At 64.6% G+C, this 16278-nt stretch carries 14 protein-coding genes; 10 read left to right on the top strand and 4 right to left on the bottom strand.

What is annotated here, in order from left to right; all coding sequences use genetic code 11:
* Nucleotides 1-89: 89 nt before the first annotated feature.
* A complete protein-coding gene (locus LPW39_RS07680) occupies nt 90-1736 on the top strand; it encodes an acyl-CoA synthetase (protein ID WP_230773133.1) in 1647 nt (548 codons plus the stop codon).
* 67 nt (nt 1737-1803) lie between these two features.
* Here the strand turns inward: LPW39_RS07680 and LPW39_RS07675 are convergent, their stop codons facing one another.
* Entirely contained in the window at nt 1804-3621 is a 1818-nt protein-coding gene (locus tag LPW39_RS07675) for a glutamine--tRNA ligase/YqeY domain fusion protein (protein WP_230773132.1), read from the bottom strand.
* 207 nt (nt 3622-3828) lie between these two features.
* Between LPW39_RS07675 and LPW39_RS07670 the strand changes: the two genes are divergently transcribed.
* The 8 genes from LPW39_RS07670 (at nt 3829) to gsiD (ending at nt 12509) form a co-directional block, all read left to right on the top strand.
* Nucleotides 3829-4176 carry a hypothetical protein gene (locus LPW39_RS07670; protein ID WP_027010469.1) on the top strand — a complete coding sequence of 116 codons (348 nt, stop codon included), beginning with the start codon at nt 3829-3831 and terminating at the stop codon, nt 4174-4176.
* Nucleotides 4177-4331: 155 nt separating this feature from the next.
* A complete protein-coding gene (aroQ, locus tag LPW39_RS07665; RefSeq protein WP_230773130.1) occupies nt 4332-4793 on the top strand; it encodes a type II 3-dehydroquinate dehydratase in 462 nt (153 codons plus the stop codon).
* Nucleotides 4794-4801: 8 nt separating this feature from the next.
* A complete protein-coding gene (locus LPW39_RS07660; RefSeq protein ID WP_230773128.1) occupies nt 4802-5692 on the top strand; it encodes an alpha/beta fold hydrolase in 891 nt (296 codons plus the stop codon).
* Between the two features lie 52 nt (nt 5693-5744).
* Nucleotides 5745-6755, top strand: coding sequence for an isoaspartyl peptidase/L-asparaginase family protein (locus LPW39_RS07655; RefSeq protein WP_230773126.1), 1011 nt, complete (start codon nt 5745-5747; stop codon nt 6753-6755).
* Between the two features lie 323 nt (nt 6756-7078).
* Nucleotides 7079-8983 carry a dipeptide ABC transporter ATP-binding protein gene (locus LPW39_RS07650; RefSeq protein WP_230773124.1) on the top strand — a complete coding sequence of 635 codons (1905 nt, stop codon included), beginning with the start codon at nt 7079-7081 and terminating at the stop codon, nt 8981-8983.
* A 100-nt stretch (nt 8984-9083) separates the two neighbouring features.
* Nucleotides 9084-10616, top strand: a complete 1533-nt coding sequence (gsiB, locus tag LPW39_RS07645; RefSeq protein WP_230773123.1) for a glutathione ABC transporter substrate-binding protein GsiB — start codon at nt 9084-9086, stop codon at nt 10614-10616.
* Nucleotides 10617-10619: 3 nt separating this feature from the next.
* The gene (gene gsiC, locus LPW39_RS07640) at nt 10620-11540 is read left to right on the top strand and encodes a glutathione ABC transporter permease GsiC (protein ID WP_021025124.1); all 921 of its coding nucleotides are present in this window, start codon (nt 10620-10622) and stop codon (nt 11538-11540) included.
* A gap of 15 nt (nt 11541-11555) precedes the next feature.
* Complete coding sequence (gsiD, locus tag LPW39_RS07635; RefSeq protein ID WP_269075785.1) at nt 11556-12509, top strand: glutathione ABC transporter permease GsiD; 954 nt, start codon at nt 11556-11558, stop codon at nt 12507-12509.
* A 104-nt stretch (nt 12510-12613) separates the two neighbouring features.
* Here gsiD and LPW39_RS07630 read toward each other — a convergent pair whose 3' ends face one another.
* The 3 genes from LPW39_RS07630 to gloB form a co-directional block, all read right to left on the bottom strand.
* On the bottom strand, nt 12614-12937 hold the full coding sequence (locus tag LPW39_RS07630; RefSeq protein ID WP_230773121.1) for a tetratricopeptide repeat protein: 324 nt from the start codon (nt 12935-12937) through the stop codon (nt 12614-12616).
* 110 nt (nt 12938-13047) lie between these two features.
* Nucleotides 13048-14598 carry a transglycosylase SLT domain-containing protein gene (locus LPW39_RS07625; RefSeq protein ID WP_230773119.1) on the bottom strand — a complete coding sequence of 517 codons (1551 nt, stop codon included), beginning with the start codon at nt 14596-14598 and terminating at the stop codon, nt 13048-13050.
* Nucleotides 14598-15371, bottom strand: a complete 774-nt coding sequence (gene gloB, locus LPW39_RS07620; protein WP_230773112.1) for a hydroxyacylglutathione hydrolase — start codon at nt 15369-15371, stop codon at nt 14598-14600. Before gloB ends, LPW39_RS07625 begins: the two co-directional genes overlap by 1 nt.
* Here gloB and LPW39_RS07615 point away from each other — a divergent pair.
* On the top strand, nt 15370-16233 hold the full coding sequence (locus LPW39_RS07615) for a class I SAM-dependent methyltransferase (RefSeq protein WP_230773109.1): 864 nt from the start codon (nt 15370-15372) through the stop codon (nt 16231-16233). The two genes, gloB and LPW39_RS07615, sit on opposite strands and share 2 nt — an antisense overlap.
* The last annotated feature ends 45 nt before the right edge of the window (nt 16234-16278 follow it).

Raw genomic sequence — 16278 nt, 5'->3', positions numbered from 1 at the left:
TGGCAAATTTCGGCTATCGGTCACGTGACAGCGCGCAATGTTCGTGTCAGCCGCTTGTGGCACAGTGTTTGCCGAGGAGACCCACCGCCATGAGCAGCATTTTTGACACCGGATTGGCCCGCAACGGGGCCAACCACACGCCAATGACCCCGCTGGGCTTCATCGCCCGCAGCGCCGAGGTCTACCCCGACCGGCTGGCCATCATCCACGGCGAACTGCGCCAGACCTGGGCGCAAACCTATGCGCGCTGCAGGCAACTGGCCAGCGCCTTGCAGCAGCATGGCATTGGCAAGAACGACACGGTGGCGGTGATGCTGCCCAACACCCCGCCGATGGTGGAGGCGCATTTTGGCGTGCCGATGGCCGGTGCAGTGCTCAATACCCTCAACACCCGGCTGGATCCGCAGACGATTGCCTTCATGTTGGACCATGGCGAGGCCAAGGCGCTGATCGTGGACCCGGAATACGCCAGCGTCGTGGCCAAGGCCTTGGCGCTGCGCCAATCGCAGACGCCCATCCTGCTGGTGGATGTGGAGGATGCGCTCTACGGCGAGGCCAGCGAACGGCTGGGCAGCCTGAGCTACGAGGCCTTGCTGGCCCAGGGCGATGCCGGTTTTGACTGGCAGCTGCCTGGCGATGAATGGGATGCGATTGCGCTGAACTACACCAGCGGCACCACCGGCAACCCCAAGGGCGTTGTCTACCACCACCGGGGCGCGGCCGTGAATGCCATCAGCAACGTGCTGGAATGGGACATGCCCAAGTTCGCGGTGTACCTGTGGACCTTGCCGATGTTCCACTGCAACGGCTGGTGCTTTCCCTGGACGGTGGCGCTGCGCGCCGGCGTCAATGTCTGCCTGCGCCGGGTTGATGCGCAGGCCATTTTTGCGGCGATCAAGCAGCATGGCGTGAGCCACTACTGCGGCGCGCCGATTGTGCACAGCCTGCTGGTCAACGCGCCTGCAGCGTTGAAGGAGGGCGTGCCTGCCGGCGTCAAATGCATGGTGGCCGGTGCCGCGCCGCCAGCAGCGATGATCGAGGGCATGGAGCAGCTGGGCTTTGACCTGACCCATGTCTATGGGCTGACCGAGGTCTATGGCCCGGTGATGGTCTGCGCCCAGCAGCCCGACTGGCAGGCCATGGATGTGGGCGAGCGTGCCCGCCTCAATGCCCGGCAGGGCCTGCGTTACCACCTGCAGCGCGATGCCCAGGTGCGCGACCCGGAGACGATGGCGGCCGTGCCGCAGGACGGCCAGACCATGGGCGAGATCATGCTGCGCGGCAATATCGCGATGAAGGGCTACCTGAAAAATCCCGAGGCGACGCAAGAGGCGTTTCGCGGTGGCTGGTTCCACACCGGCGACCTGGCGGTGCAGGACCCGGATGGCTATATCAAGATCAAGGACCGCAGCAAGGACATCATCATCTCGGGCGGTGAGAACATCTCGTCCATCGAGGTCGAGGATGTCCTCTACCGCCACCCCGCCGTGCTGGCCGTTGCCGTGGTGGCCAAGCCCGATGCGCGCTGGGGCGAGACGCCTTGCGCCTTTGTGGAGCTCAAGCCTGGCGCGCAGGTAAGCGCGGAGGACATCGTGGCCCACTGCAAAAAGCATCTGGCCGGCTTCAAGATCCCGCGTGCGGTGGTGTTTGGCGAGCTGCCCAAGACCAGCACCGGCAAGATCCAGAAGTTCGAGCTGCGCAAGCAGGCGGGGTCTGCGGATGCCATAGACAGTTGATGCGCATGAAAAAACCCGCCGCAGCAAGCTGGGGCGGGTTTGGGTTCAGCGGATCAGGCCCTGGCGCTTACTTGCCCCAGGAATCCTTCAAGCCGGTGATCTTGTTGAACACCGGCTTGTCGCTGCGGTGGTCGTGGCGGTCGGCCACAAAGTAGCCAAAGCGCTCGAACTGGAACTTGTCATCGGGCTGCGCCGCCTTCAGCGAAGGCTCGACATAGGCGGTCACGACCTTGAGGCTCTCGGGGTTGAGAAGGGCCAGGAAGTCCTTGCCGCCGGCATCGGGCTGCGGATCGGTGAACAAACGGTCGTAGAGGCGCACTTCGGCTTGCACGCCATCGGCCACGCCCACCCAGGTGATGGCGGCCTTGACCTTGACGCTGTCCGCACCAGGGGTGCCGCTCTTGGTGTCGGGCACCACAGTGGCCAGCACCTTGGTGATCACGCCGTCGGCATCCTTCTCGCAGCCCGTGCACTCGATCACATAGCCGCCCTTGAGGCGTACCTTGTTACCAGGGAACAGGCGCTTGTAGCCCTTGGGGGGCACTTCGGCAAAGTCTTCGCGCTCGATCCAGACCTCGCGGCCCAGCGTGAAATGGCGCTCAGGGGCGACCTGGCCTTCTGCCGGGTGGGGCAGGGCGGGCAGGCTGCAGGCTTCCAGGTGGTCGGCACTGCCAAACACCTCGGCCCAGTTGCTCAGCTCCAGCTTGACCGGGTCCAGCACCACCATCGCGCGGTGGGCCTGGTTTTCCAGGTCTTCGCGCAGGCAGCCGTCCAAGGTCGCGTAGTCGATCCAGGCGTAGTCCTTGGTAACACCGATGCGCTCGCAGAAATTGCGGATGGAGGCGGGGGTGTAGCCACGGCGGCGCAGGCCGACGACGGTGGGCATGCGTGGGTCGTCCCAGCCGCTGACCAGTTGGTTGTCCACCAGGTGCTTGAGCTTGCGCTTGCTGGTGATCACATAGGTCAGGTTCAGGCGCGAGAACTCGTACTGGCGCGGCTGGGGCGCATCGATCAAGCCACCGGCACGCAGGTGGTCCAGCAACCAGTCATAGAAGGGACGCTGGTCCTCGAACTCCAACGTGCAGATCGAGTGGGTGATGTGCTCGTAGGCGTCCTCGATCGGGTGCGCAAAGGTGTACATCGGGTAGATGCACCATTGGTTGCCGGTGTTGTGGTGCTCGGCATGGCGCACCCGGTAGATCGCAGGATCACGCAGGTTGATGTTGGGCGCCGTCATGTCGATCTTGGCGCGCAGCACGGCCGCGCCATCGGGCAGCTTGCCCTCCTTCATGTCGGCAAAGCGCTGCAGGTTCTCGGCCACGCTGCGGTCGCGGAAGGGGCTGTTGACGCCCGGGCGCGTGAAGTCGCCCCGGTTGGCCTTCATCTCTTCGGCAGATTGCTCGTCCACATAGGCCAGTCCCTGCTCGATCAGGTAGACCGCGCAGCGGTGCATGAAGTCGAAGTAGTTGCTGGCGTAGTACAGGTTCTGCTCGCCGCTTGGGTCCTTCCAGTCGAAGCCGAGCCAGCGCACGGCATCGATGATGCCGTCCACGTACTCCTGGTCTTCCTTCTCCGGGTTGGTGTCGTCAAAGCGCAGGTGGCAGACGCCGCCAAAGTCGCGGGCGAGACCAAAGTTCAGGCAAATGGCCTTGGCGTGGCCCACGTGCAGGTAGCCATTGGGCTCGGGGGGGAAGCGGGTGCGGATCTTGGCCTGGTCGACAGGGCCTTGCTGGTGGTGCTGGGCATCGCCAGGCGAGCCGCCCCAGTGGCGCTGGGCATAGCTGCCTTTTTCGAGGTCGGACTCGATGATTTGTCGCAGGAAATTGGTGGGTTTGACCACTTCGTCACTACCGTTGTGCGAAGCGCTCGGGGCAGGTGCATTCATAGTTGTGTATTCTAAGGGAGTACCCTGATGGCTGGAACGTATTGCGGTTTCTGGGGCTCTGACCCCAGGTCAGGCATGTCACTTACGCTTTGCAACAGGATATCTTGTCTTGAAACCATAATTTGCAGAGCGTTTGGTATCTTTCTGCCTGCTTGCCGCGTTGAAAGTCCAATGACATTTTTCAGGGATTCTCGCAAGGAGATCAATATGCGCAACTCGATGCTGAAACAAGGCTCTCGCTGGGCCGCCGCTGCGGTGCTGACTGGCTTGGCGCTGATGAGCGCTGGCGCCCATGCCAGCCGGGTGTCCTGGTCGGTGGGTATCAATGTGCCAGCCCCGGTGTACGTGGCCCCTGCGCCGGTGTATGCACCCCAGCCCGTCTATGTGGCGCCTCCCCCTGTGTATGCGCCCCAGCCGGTCTATGTGGCACCTCCACCTCCCGCCGTGGTCTACCGCCCCGCACCGGTCTACCGCCCAGCGCCCGTGTACTACGGCCCACCTCCCGGCCGCTACTACCGCCACCATCGCCACGACCGCGATTACTACCGCTATTGAGCAGCCGCGCTGCGCTAGCAACCATGCCCTGGCTCGCCAGGGCTTTTTTATGTGCGCTGGCCAAGGCCTCCAAGCGCTGCGCTGTCGCTTGGGCTGTGCGCTGGAAGGCCGAATGCTCGGATAATCCACAGCTGTTGTCCGTTGTGGAAGCTGAGATGAAAACTGTTTTTGTACTGAACGGCCCGAACCTGAACCTGCTGGGTCTGCGCGAGCCCACCATCTATGGTGCCCACACCTTGGCCGATGTCGAGCAGCTCTGCACCCAGGCGGCTGCGCGCAACCAGCTGGCGCTGCGTTTTCACCAGAGCAACCATGAGGGTGCGCTGATCGACTGGCTGCACGAGGCGGGCCAGCTGCAGCGCGAAGGCCAACTGGCCGGCGTGGTGCTCAATGCCGCCGCCTACACCCACACCAGCGTGGCCTTGATGGATGCGATCAAGGGTGCGGCGCTGCCGGTGATCGAGCTGCACATCAGCAATGTGCATGCCCGCGAGGCCTTCCGCCACCATTCCTATATTGCCCCCGTCGCCAAGGCCGTCATCTGCGGCCTGGGTGTGCAGGGTTACAGCATTGCGATCGATGCCGTGGCCCAGGTGCTGCTGGCACCCGCTGCCTGAGGCTTGCGATGTCGGATGTTCTAGACAGCAGCGCGGCGGGCTTGCCGCCCTTGCCGCCCTTGCCGGCGCTGTACCAGCGCTTGCTGGCCCAGGCGACACGGCGGACCACCCAGCATGAGGGCCAGACCCTGGTCTGGCATACCTGGGGCGAGCGCCGCCCCGGCAGGCTGCCCCTGGTGATGCTGCATGGCGGCAGTGGCAGCTGGACCCACTGGATCCGCAATATCGATGCGCTGCTGGCCCAAGGCTATGAGCTCTGGCTGCCCGATCTGCCGGGTTTTGGCGATTCCGACCCGCCAGCGCAGGGCGCCGATGCCGATGCGATGCTGGCGCCTTTGCATGCCGGCATGGCGCAGCTGGATCTGCTGCCTTGTCAGCTGATGGGTTTCTCGTTCGGTGGCATGACCGCGGCCATGCTGACCGCCGCCTACCCGCAGGCGGTCGAGCGCCTGGTCTTGGTCGGCGCCCCGGCCATGGGGGTGGTGCCGGAGAAGCAGTTCAGCTTGAAGGGCTGGCGCCATCTGCGCGACCCGGCCGAGCAGCTGGAGATGCACCGCTACAACCTGGGCGCGCTGATGCTCTGGGATGCCACCAAGATCGACGACCAGGCCCTGGCCTTGCACCAGCACAATGTGCTGCGCGATCGCCTGCCACGCCGGCGCCTGGCCAACACCGATATCCTGGCGCAGTCGCTGCCGCAGATCGCCTGCCCGGTCGCTGCGATCTATGGCGCTTATGACGCCCTGTACAAAAGCTATATGCCCGCGCTGGAACACCAATACCGTGCGGTCACCCCCCATCTGCAGGCCTTTGTGCGGTTGCCTGACAGCGGCCATTGGGTGCAGTACGAGCAGCCCGAGGCCTTTATGGCGGCGCTGCTGCCGCTGCTTTCTTCCTGATTGATTCACCTGGAACCGGCTGGCAGCGCAAGACGCGAGCGGCCCTAGAACTATGACGACCTCCACCACCTTCCGTCCCGTGATCGCCATCCATGGCGGTGCCGGCACCATCACCCGCGCCTCCATCACCCCCGCGCAACAGCAGGCCTACCGCGATGCCTTGCGCGATGTGCTGCAAGGCGCGCAGCAAAAACTGGCGGCAGGCGCGCCTGCCGAAGAAGTGGCCGTGGAGGCCGTGCGTTTGCTGGAAGAATGCCCGTTGTTCAACGCCGGGCGCGGCGCCGTGTTCACGGCTGACGCCACGCATGAGATGGATGCCTGTGTAATGCGCGGGCGCGATCTGGCCTGTGGATCGCTCGCCGGTGTCAGCACCGTGCGCAACCCGGTGCGCGCGGCCCTGGCGCTGATGGAGGCGGGCGGGCCGGTTTTCATGATTGGCGAGGCCGCCGAGCGCTTTGCCCAGGCCCAGGGCTGCGAGATGGTGGCGCGCGACTGGTTCTCGACCGAGCAGCGCCTGACCCAGCTGCGCACCGTGCAGGCGGCAGCGCTGGCATCGGGCCGTGAGCAGGTGGCGCTTGACCACACCGCCCAAAGCCAGACCCAGGCCGCGCCGCTGGATGAGCGCAAGAAGATGGGCACCGTCGGCGCCGTGGTGCTGGATGTGCATGGCCAGCTGGCTGCTGCCACCTCGACCGGCGGCCTGACCAACAAGAAGCCCGGCCGTGTCGGCGACTCGCCCGTGGTGGGTGCAGGCACCTATGCCAAGCATGGCGTGGTGGCTGTCTCCTGCACCGGCGTGGGCGAGGCCTTTATCCGGGGCTCGGCCGCCCACACGGTGGCGGCGCGCATCGAGCTGCTGGGCGAGTCGGTGGACCAGGCCACGGCCGAGGTGATCCACCGCGTGCTGCCACCGCTGGGTGGCGATGGCGGCCTGATTGCCGTGGGCGCCGACGGTGAGGTCTCGCTGTGCTTCAACTCCGAAGGCATGTACCGGGGCCAGATCGGCATCGACGGCGAGGCGCTGGTGGCCATTTATGCCAACGAGGCATTGGCACCGGCTTGATGGCGCATTGCTGAGCCCGGCCACCACAAACAGGCCCGACCCTGACCCGCCTGGAGTGGCTTGCCTGCAACGGGGCAAGCCACCGCACCACAGTGGTGCGCGCTGCTGCGGATATTGCGTAGGTGAAAACCATAGGAGGTTTTGCATCCAAACCCCATCCCCGGCTTTCTACAATTGCTAGCACTGTCACCCAGGTGAAAGTGTAAGCCCCAGTGTTCTTGCTATCACGGGGATTTTTCTCAAGGATTTGTCCCAACCCGGGTGCCTGTCCTGCATTACGGCTCGTGCCTTCTTCTCGAAGACCAGCACTGCCCCTTCTACCTATGTCCAACCCCAGTTCTCCTCCCGTGCACGATGACCTGACGCCGCCCGTTTTGCAGGTGCGGGATCTGTCCGTGAGCTTCAAGACCGAGCAGGGGCGGGTGCAGGTGGTCAAGAACCTGAACCTCGATGTCTATGCCGGCCAGACCCTGGCGGTGGTGGGCGAGTCGGGCTCGGGAAAGTCGGTTACGTCGCTGGCGCTGATGCGGCTGGTGGAAACCGGTGGCGGCCAGATCGACAGCGGCTCGATGCTGCTGCGCGGCCGCCATGCCGGCACCATCGACCTGGCCAAGGCCACGCCAGCGCAGATGCGCCAGGTGCGCGGGGCCGATATGGCCATGGTGTTTCAGGAGCCGATGACCTCGCTAAACCCGGTGTTCACCGTGGGCGAGCAGATTGCCGAATCGATTCGGCTGCACCAGGGCAAGTCGAACAGCGCCGCCATGGCCGAGGCGCTGCGCATGATGGAGCTGGTGCGCATTCCGGAGGCGCGCAATGTGCTCACGCGCCACCCGCACCAGCTGTCGGGCGGCATGCGCCAGCGCGTGATGATTGCGATGGCTCTGTCCTGCAAGCCCTCGCTGCTGATTGCCGATGAGCCGACGACGGCGCTGGATGTGACCATCCAGGCCCAGATTCTGGCGCTGGTGCAGGAGCTGCAGCGCGAGATGTCGATGGGCGTGATCTTCATCACCCACGACATGGGCGTGGTGGCCGAGGTGGCCGACCGCGTGCTGGTGATGTACCGTGGCGACAAGGTGGAAGAGCAGAACTGCGTGCAGCTGTTTGCCAACCCGCAGCAGACCTACACCCGCAACCTGCTGGCCGCCGTGCCGCAGCTGGGCGCCATGCGCGGCAAGGATCTGCCCGAGCGCTTCAGCCTGCTGGGCCAGAGCACGCAAGCCGAGGCGCCCGCAGCCCAGCCATCGACCGTGCAAGCGGGCGAGCCGGTGCTGAAGGTCAACAAGCTGGTCACGCGCTTTCCGATCAAGGAAGGCCTGTTTGGCGGCGTCAAGCGCCAGGTCTATGCAGTCGAGCAGGTGAGCCTGAGCCTGCAGCCGGGCGAGACCCTGGCTGTGGTCGGCGAATCCGGTTGCGGCAAGTCCACCACGGGCCGTGCGCTGGCCCGTTTGATCGATTTCCAGTCCGGCGATGTGCAAGTGGCCGGGCGCGATATTGCCAAGCTGCAAGGCGCACAGCTGCAAGCGCTGCGCCGCGATATCCAGTTCATCTTCCAGGACCCGTTTGCCTCGCTCGACCCTCGACTGACGGTGGGCTACAGCATTCTGGAGCCCATGCTGATCCACAAGCTGCTGCCGCGCGAGCAGGCCGAGAAAAAGGTGGAGTGGCTGCTGGAGAAGGTGGGCCTGCCACCGGCTGCCGCCAACCGCTATCCGCATGAGTTCTCGGGCGGCCAGCGCCAGCGCATTGCCATTGCCCGTGCACTGGCCTTGAACCCCAAGGTGGTGATTGCCGACGAGGCCGTCTCCGCCCTTGATGTGTCGATCCGCGCGCAGATCATCAACCTGATGATGGACCTGCAGCAGGAGTTCGGCATCGCCTTTCTGTTCATCTCGCATGACATGGCCGTGGTCGAGCGTGTCAGCCACCGCGTGGCCGTCATGTACCTGGGCCAGATCGTCGAGATCGGTCCGCGCCGCGCGGTGTTCGAGAACCCGCAGCACCCCTATACCAAGCGCCTGATGGCGGCCGTGCCGATTGCCGACCCCACGCAGCGCCGCCAGCACACCTTGAATGTGGCCGAGATCCCTAGCCCCGTGCGCGGCGTGGATGACCCGCCACGCGTGCTGCCGATGCGCGAGGTGGGCCCGGGCCACTGGGTGGCGCAGGAGATGCCCCAGCCTGCGGTGCCTGCAGGCGAGGTGCAGGATCTGCAGCCGGCTTGAGCCTGCGCAGGGTGCCTGGGTGCGTAATGCCAAGAATGTAGTGGGTCTGGCCGCCGCCGTGGTGGGCCAGCCGATGCAAAACCTGAAGAGGAGAGTTGATATGCAACGACGTTTGACTTCGATCGCCGCAGCCATGCTGATGGCGGGCTCGGCTTTGCCGGCGTTTGCCGCCAAGGATGTGACGGTGGCCGTGTACTCGTCTTTCACGACGACGGACCCCTATGACGCCAATGACACCGTGTCGCAAGCGATGGCCAAGTCCTTCTACGAAGGCTTGTACAGCTTCGACAAGGACATGAAGATGATCCCCGTGCTGGCCACCGGCTACGACGTGAGCAAGGACGGTCTGGTCTACACCTTCAAGCTGCGCAGCGGCGTGAAGTTCCATGACGGCACCCCCTTCAATGCCGAAGCGGTGAAGGCCAACTTTGACCGCGTGACCAACCCCGACAACAAGCTCAAGCGCTACAACCTGTACAAGAACATCGCCAAGACTGAGGCGGTGGACGAGCACACCGTCAAGTTCACGCTCAAAGAGCAGTTTGCGCCTTTCGTCAACTCGCTGGCCCACCCCTCGGGCGTGATCATCTCGCCCGCTGCGCTCAAGCAGTATGGCAAGGACATTGCCCAGCACCCCGTGGGCACCGGCCCCTTCAAGTTCGTCGAGTGGAAGCCTTCCGACTATGTGAAGGTCAGCAAGTTTGACGGCTACTGGCAGCAAGGCCTGCCCAAGGTGGATTCGATCACCTGGCGCCCGGTGGTGGACAACAACACCCGTTCGTCGATGATGCAGACCGGTGAGGCGCAGTTCGCTTTCAGTGTGCCGCCCGAAGCAGTTGAAAACCTCAAGAAGAATGCCAACCTCGACATCGTGGTGGCGCCTTCGATCATTGCGCGCTACATCTCGCTGAACACCACGCAAAAGCCTTTCGACAATCCGAAGGTGCGTGAGGCGCTGAACTACGCCATCAACAAGGAAGCACTGGCCAAGGTGGCATTTGCCGGCTACGCCATCCCCTCCGAAGGCGTGCTGCCCAAGGGCGTTGAATTTGCCACCAAGCTGGGCCCCTGGCCCTACGATCCAGCCAAGGCCAAGGCCTTGCTGAAGGAAGCGGGCTACCCCAATGGCTTTGAGAGCACCCTGTGGTCGGCCTACAACCACTCGACGGCCCAGAAGGTCATCCAGTTTGCCCAGCAGCAACTGGCCCAGGTGGGAGTGAAGGTGACGGTGCGTGCGCTGGAAGCAGGCCAGCGCGTGGCTGAAGTGGAATCGGTGCAGGACCCAGCGAAGGCTGCCGTGCGCATGTACTACGTGGGCTGGTCCTCGTCCACCGGCGAAGCCGACTGGGCCATGCGCCCACTGCTGGCCGGTGAAAGCCAGCCTCCACGCGGCTTCAACACCGCCTACTACAACAATGCCGAAGTCAATGCCGACATTGCCAAGGCGCTGGTGACCACCGATGCGGCCGAGCGCGGCAAGATCTACGCAGATGCCCAGCAAAAGATCTGGAAGGATGCGCCCTGGATCTTCCTGAACACCGAGCAGCTGGTGTCGGCCAAGTCCAAGAAGCTGACGGGCTTCTACGTGATCCCGGACGGCAACTTCAATTTCACCGACGTCGACCTGAAGTAATCCATGTATCGCTACCTGCTCAAACGCTTGCTCGGGCTGATACCCACACTGCTCATCGTGGGCGTGCTGGTTTTTGGCTTTGTGCACATGCTGCCCGGTGACCCCGCGCGCCTGGCTGCTGGCCCCGAAGCTGGCCCGGAGACGATCGAACTGGTCCGCAAGGACCTGGGGCTGGACCTGCCCATGCACCAGCAGTTCATCCGTTACTTCAGCAATGCGTTGCAGGGCGATTTTGGAAAATCCATCCGGACGAAGCGCCCGGTCTCGCAAGAGATTGCCGAGCGCTTTGGCCCGACCTTCTGGCTCACCGTCGTGGCCATGGCCTGGTCGGTGGTGCTGGGTATGTTCCTGGGCATTGTCTCGGCCGTCTGGCGCAATCAGTGGCCCGATCGCCTGGGCATGACCCTGGCGGTGTCGGGCATCTCCTTCCCATCGTTTGCGCTGGGCATGCTGCTGATGCAGTATTTCTCGGTCAAGCTCGGCTGGCTGCCCACCGTGGGCGCCGACAGCTGGAAGCACTATGTGCTGCCGTCGCTGACCCTGGGTGCGGCCGTGGCGGCAGTGATGGCGCGCTTTACCCGCAGCTCCTTCATCGACATCCTCAAAGAGGACTATGTGCGCACCGCGCGCGCCAAGGGCTTGAAGGAGACCGTGGTTGTTATCAAGCACGGCCTGCGCAATGCGATGATTCCGGTGGTGACCATGATGGGTCTGCAGTTCGGCTTCCTGCTGGGCGGCTCCATCGTTGTCGAGGTGGTGTTCAACTGGCCGGGCATGGGCCGCTTGCTGGTCGACGCGGTCGAGATGCGCGACTACCCCATCATCCAGGCCCTGGTGCTGCTGTTCTCGCTGGAATTCATCCTGATCAATCTGGTGGTCGACCTGCTCTATGCCTGGATCAACCCCACCATCCGTTATCGCTAAGCAGGTGCTTTGGCCATGAATACTCCGAACGCTCCTGAATCTGCCGATCGCCCTGTGGCGGCGGCCTCCGCTGCTGGCGCTGCTGCGCCATCCCTGCCCGCCAACCTGGCCGCGTCGACGCGCATGCGCACGCCGATGGCCGAGTTCTGGCGCAAGTTCAAGCGCCAGAAGCTGGCCTTGTTGGCCGGCGTCTTCATCATCGCGCTGGTGCTGGTCGCCATCCTGGCGCCCTGGATCGTGCCCTACGATGCCGAGAACTTCTTTGACTACGACGCGCTGAACTCGCCCCCCACCGCCAAGCACTGGTTTGGCGTCGATTCGCTGGGCCGCGACATCTTCAGCCGCATCCTGGTGGGTGCGCGCATCTCGCTGGCTGCGGGCTTTGTGTCGGTGGCCATTGGTGCGGTGATCGGCGCCATCCTGGGCCTGCTGGCCGGCTACTACGAAGGCTGGTGGGACCGCAGCGTGATGCGCATGTCCGATGTGCTGTTTGCCTTCCCCGGCATCCTGCTGGCCATCGGTATCGTCGCCATCCTGGGCAACGGCATGATCAATGTGATCATGGCGGTGGCCGTGTTCAGCGTGCCGGCCTTTGCCCGCCTGGTGCGCGGCAATGTGCTGGCGCTCAAGCAGCAGACCTATATCGAGGCGGTACGCTCCATTGGCGCGCCTGACCGGGTCATCATGCTGCGCCACCTGCTGCCGGGCACCGTGTCTTCCGTGGTGGTCTACCTGACCATGCGTATCGGCACCTCGATCATCACCGCTGCCAGCCTGTCCTTTCTGGGCATGGGCGCACAGCCACCGACGCCGGAGTGGGGCGCCATGCTGAACGAGGCGCGCAGCGATATGCTCAACGCCCCGCATGTGGCCCTGTTCCCGAGCCTGGCGATCTTTGTGACGGTGCTGGCCTTCAACCTGCTGGGCGATGGCCTGCGCGACGCGCTGGACCCCAAGCTGGACAACTGATCATCGGTACCTGGCTAGAGCTGCTAGCCAGCTGCCATGATGAAACGGCAAGCGCCTTCCAGGCCCTTGCCGTTTTTTCTTGGACGATCCCGCTCCAAGGCGGCTCAGCCAGCCGCTTTCTGCAGGCGTTTGAGGAACACCGTGAGCTCCTTGACCGTCTGCGTGTCCCCCTGCTGCTCTGCCACCTGTAGGCCTTGCTGCCAGCTGGCCTGGGCTTGTGCACGGGCGTCCGTTGCGCCCGATTCCAGCTGGGCCTTGCCCAGCAGCTTCCAGGCCGCCGAATACTGCGGGTTCTGCGCGACGGCCTGCGCCAGGTGCAGCGCGGCGGCCGCATAGTCTTCTTCCTTCAAGCAGGCCTGGCCCAGGCCAAAGCGCAGCACGGCGCTGTCCTGTCCCTTGGCCAGCAGTTTTTCCAATCCTTCGCGCATGCGCTCTCCTTTGTGGTGCGCCCAGCATAGTGCGAGGCCTTTGTCCGTAAGGTCTGTGCGCATAAAAAAAGACGCTCCGAGGAGCGTCCTGTGCGGGGGCGTGGGTTGCCTCAGCGCTTTTTCTTCGTGGTGCTGGTGCTGCGCTTGGAGGGGGCCTTCTGGGTCGCTGTCTGGCGCACCGCCGGCCTTTTGGCATTGCTGCTGCGGCTGCCGCGCGCCGCCTGGCCGCCGCGCGCTGCTGGTGCAGCACCTACGCGCACGGGCATATACAGCACCACCTGGTGGCCCACCTTGAAGGCGCTCTTGACGCCGACATCGTTCCAGTCAGCCACCTGTGCGGCGGTGACCCGGTAGCGCTGGGCCACGCGGGCGACGGTATCGCCCTTGCGGGCCTTGACGGTCGTGCGGCGGGTGACCACTTCCGGGGTCAGCGCGATGTGGGCGTTGTCGGCCAGGTGGCTGGAGACGTCCTGCTTGACGGCGGCCGAGCGCGGCACCATCAGCGCCGAGCCACCTTTGACCATCATGCGCGGCGGAATGTTGTTGACCGCGCGCAGGTCGTTCTCGCTCATGCCGACCATACCGGCGGCGGTGGCCACGGTCATGGTGCTGGGCACGGTCCACACGGTCCAGCTGGCGTACTGGCCTTTCTCATGGGCCTGCAGGTTGCGGCGGAAGACATTGGCGTTGTCCCAGGGCAGCAGTACCTGCGGTGTGCCGGCCTTGAAGATCACCGGGCGGTTGAACGAGGGGTTGAGCGACTTGAGCTCATCCATCGTGACGCCGGCCATCTCGGCCACCTGGGCGGTGTCGATATCGCGGTCCAGGGTCACGGCCTGGAAGTAAGGGTGGTTCTCGATCAGCGGCAACTCGGCCTGGAAGCGCTCGGGGTGGGCGATGATGTTCTTGACCGCCTGCAGCTTGGGCACGTAGTTGCGCGTCTCATCGGGCATGCTCAGGTCGGTGTAGGCGCCGCCCAGGCCTTGCTTCTGGTTGCGGGCAATGGCGCGGCCCACACTGCCTTCGCCCCAGTTGTAGGCTGCCAGTGCCAGGTGCCAGTCGCCAAACATGTTGTAGAGCTTTTGCAGGTAGTCCAGTGCCGCGCGGGTCGAGGCCAGCACATCGCGGCGGTCGTCGCGGAACATGTTCTGCTTCAGATCGAAATAGGTGCCGGTGGCGGGCATGAACTGCCACATGCCGGCCGCCTTGGCGCTGGAGACCGCCTGCGGGTTGTAGGCGCTCTCGATATAGGGCAGCAGGGCCAGCTCGGTCGGCATGCCCCGGCGCTCGAGCTCCTCGACGATATGGAACATGTACTTGGAGGAGCGCGCGGTCATGCGCTGGATGTAATCGGGGCGCGTGGAGTACCACTGCTCCTGGTTGCTGACCAGGTCGTTCTCCAGATCGGGCATTGCAAAGCCACGGCGTATGCGGTCCCAGAGGTCATCGGGCACGGCCAGGCTGGTGACGGCGCCATTGCCCTGCAGGCTGGCCGCATTGATGGGGCTCAAGGGGCCGCTGGGGTAGCTGGGGGTGTGCGGTACCGAGCTGGTCTTGGTGGCATCGTCTGCATTGGCGGTGGGGGGGCCGCCGGTTTCGGTCATGGCGCAGCCCGTCAGGGCGAGTAGGGCGCTCAGGCTCCACAGGTACAGATACTTCATCAGAATTGGTTCTTCCAGCGACGCAGCGCGGCAAAAACGGCGACCGGGTCGCTGCCAGGGGTGGAGGGATCAAACTGCTGCGCAGCGCGGGCCACGGGGGCCAGGCTGCAGCGCAGGAAAGGGTTGATGCGCAGCTCGTTGCCAAGTTGCGCAGGCAAGGTCGGCTCGCCCCGCTCGCGCAACTGCTCGCAGTGCGCCAGGTAATGGGCGATGTCCTGGTTGTCGGGCTCTACCGCCTGCGCAAAGCGCAGGTTGGAGAGCGTGTACTCATGGGCGGCGCAGACCCGCGTGTTGGCGGGCAGCGCAGCCAGCGCCGACAGTGATGCATGCATCTGCGCGGGCGTGCCTTCAAAAAGGCGGCCGCAGCCGCCTGAGAACAAGGTGTCGCCACAGAACAGCAGTGGCTGCCCGGCTACATCGGCGCAGTAATAAGCGATATGCCCGGCGGTATGGCCGGGCACATCGATCACCTGCCACGGCAGGCCCAACAGATCCAGCTTGTCACCACCCCGCATGGGCTGGCAAGGCTGGGGGATGTCCTCGGTGGCGGGGCCGTAGACCGGGGCGCCGGTGGCCTCGCGCAGCTCAGCCACGCCGCCCGTATGGTCGCCGTGGTGGTGGGTCACTACAATGGCTTGCAGCTGCAGATCGAGGCGGCGCAGCGCGTCAAGCGCGGGCGCGGCCTGGCCTGGGTCGACGACCAGCGCGTGCTGTCCGTCGTGCAGCAGCCAGATGTAGTTGTCGTTGAAAGCGGGCAGAGGTAACAGATGCATGAATGACCAAATTATAGGCACGCAAAATTGGTGGCAGACGCCGCTGGGCAGCTACATGCTGTCCTGGGAGCAAACATGTTACGACGATGCCGTGGCCGATATTTTTGGCTTCCATAGCCTGCAGATCGGGCTTTTCCCGCTGCAGGGGCTGCGCAACAATCGCACGCCCCACCGCTGGCTGGCGCTTGACTCGACAGAGCAGGCCCTGCAGTGGCAGCAAAGCCGGCTGGCAGATGTACAGAGCTTTGCGCCGCCTTTACAAAGCGATGTGGGCCTGCCTGCAACGCCCGCGGAGGCCGTCACTGCCAGCCTGCTCTGTGATGCCCATGCGCTGCCGTTCGGCCCCGATACCTTGGACCTGGTGCTGCTGCCCCATACCCTGGAGCTGAGCGCTGACCCGCATGCGGTGCTGCGCGAGGTGGCGCGGGTGATGGTGCCTGAAGGCCGGGTGCTGATCAGCGGCATCAACCCGGCCAGCCTCTGGGGCATGCACACCTGGGCCCGGCGCATTCCTGGCCTGCAAAAGCTGCCGCCCATGCCCGATGACCGCAACCTGATCGGCTACGGGCGTTTGCGCGACTGGCTCAAGCTGCTGGGGCTGGAGCTGCAAAGCGCCAGCTTTGGCTGCTTTCGCCCTGCGATGCGCAGCGACAGCTGGCTGAGCCGCTGGGAATGGATGGACCGGGTAGGACCCACGGCCTGGCCGGTGCTGGGTGGCGTGTATTTTGCCGAAGCAGTGAAAAAAGTCCCCAGCATGCACAAGCTGGCTGCGCCCTGGAGGGCGCCAGCCCCCAGCGGCGTTGCGCGCCCTGCGGTGGCCGCCCGCGAGCGGCTGACCGAGACCCAGCGCAGCGCCGAATAGCGCGTCAGCACCAAGCCGCGCCCTGCCCATGTGGGAGCGCAAACC

It is taken from the genome of Comamonas koreensis, from assembly GCF_021026195.1.
GTDB classification, from domain to species: Bacteria; Pseudomonadota; Gammaproteobacteria; order Burkholderiales; family Burkholderiaceae_C; genus Comamonas; species Comamonas koreensis.
The sequence above is the reverse complement of the archived record's forward strand: the minus strand, read 5'-3'. Positions and strand labels throughout refer to the sequence as shown.

Bases quoted from the DNA above. Each gene is read 5' to 3' on its own strand.
- LPW39_RS07680 (WP_230773133.1), top strand. From the start codon at position 90: ATGAGCAGCATTTTTGACACCGGATTGGCCCGCAACGGGGCCAACCAC.
- LPW39_RS07675 (WP_230773132.1), bottom strand. From the start codon at position 3,621: ATGAATGCACCTGCCCCGAGCGCTTCGCACAACGGTAGTGACGAAGTG.
- LPW39_RS07670 (WP_027010469.1), top strand. From the start codon at position 3,829: ATGCGCAACTCGATGCTGAAACAAGGCTCTCGCTGGGCCGCCGCTGCG.
- aroQ (WP_230773130.1), top strand. From the start codon at position 4,332: ATGAAAACTGTTTTTGTACTGAACGGCCCGAACCTGAACCTGCTGGGT.
- LPW39_RS07660 (WP_230773128.1), top strand. From the start codon at position 4,802: ATGTCGGATGTTCTAGACAGCAGCGCGGCGGGCTTGCCGCCCTTGCCG.
- LPW39_RS07655 (WP_230773126.1), top strand. From the start codon at position 5,745: ATGACGACCTCCACCACCTTCCGTCCCGTGATCGCCATCCATGGCGGT.
- LPW39_RS07650 (WP_230773124.1), top strand. From the start codon at position 7,079: ATGTCCAACCCCAGTTCTCCTCCCGTGCACGATGACCTGACGCCGCCC.
- gsiB (WP_230773123.1), top strand. From the start codon at position 9,084: ATGCAACGACGTTTGACTTCGATCGCCGCAGCCATGCTGATGGCGGGC.
- gsiC (WP_021025124.1), top strand. From the start codon at position 10,620: ATGTATCGCTACCTGCTCAAACGCTTGCTCGGGCTGATACCCACACTG.
- gsiD (WP_269075785.1), top strand. From the start codon at position 11,556: ATGAATACTCCGAACGCTCCTGAATCTGCCGATCGCCCTGTGGCGGCG.
- LPW39_RS07630 (WP_230773121.1), bottom strand. From the start codon at position 12,937: ATGCGCGAAGGATTGGAAAAACTGCTGGCCAAGGGACAGGACAGCGCC.
- LPW39_RS07625 (WP_230773119.1), bottom strand. From the start codon at position 14,598: ATGAAGTATCTGTACCTGTGGAGCCTGAGCGCCCTACTCGCCCTGACG.
- LPW39_RS07615 (WP_230773109.1), top strand. From the start codon at position 15,370: ATGAATGACCAAATTATAGGCACGCAAAATTGGTGGCAGACGCCGCTG.
- gloB (WP_230773112.1), bottom strand. From the start codon at position 15,371: ATGCATCTGTTACCTCTGCCCGCTTTCAACGACAACTACATCTGGCTG.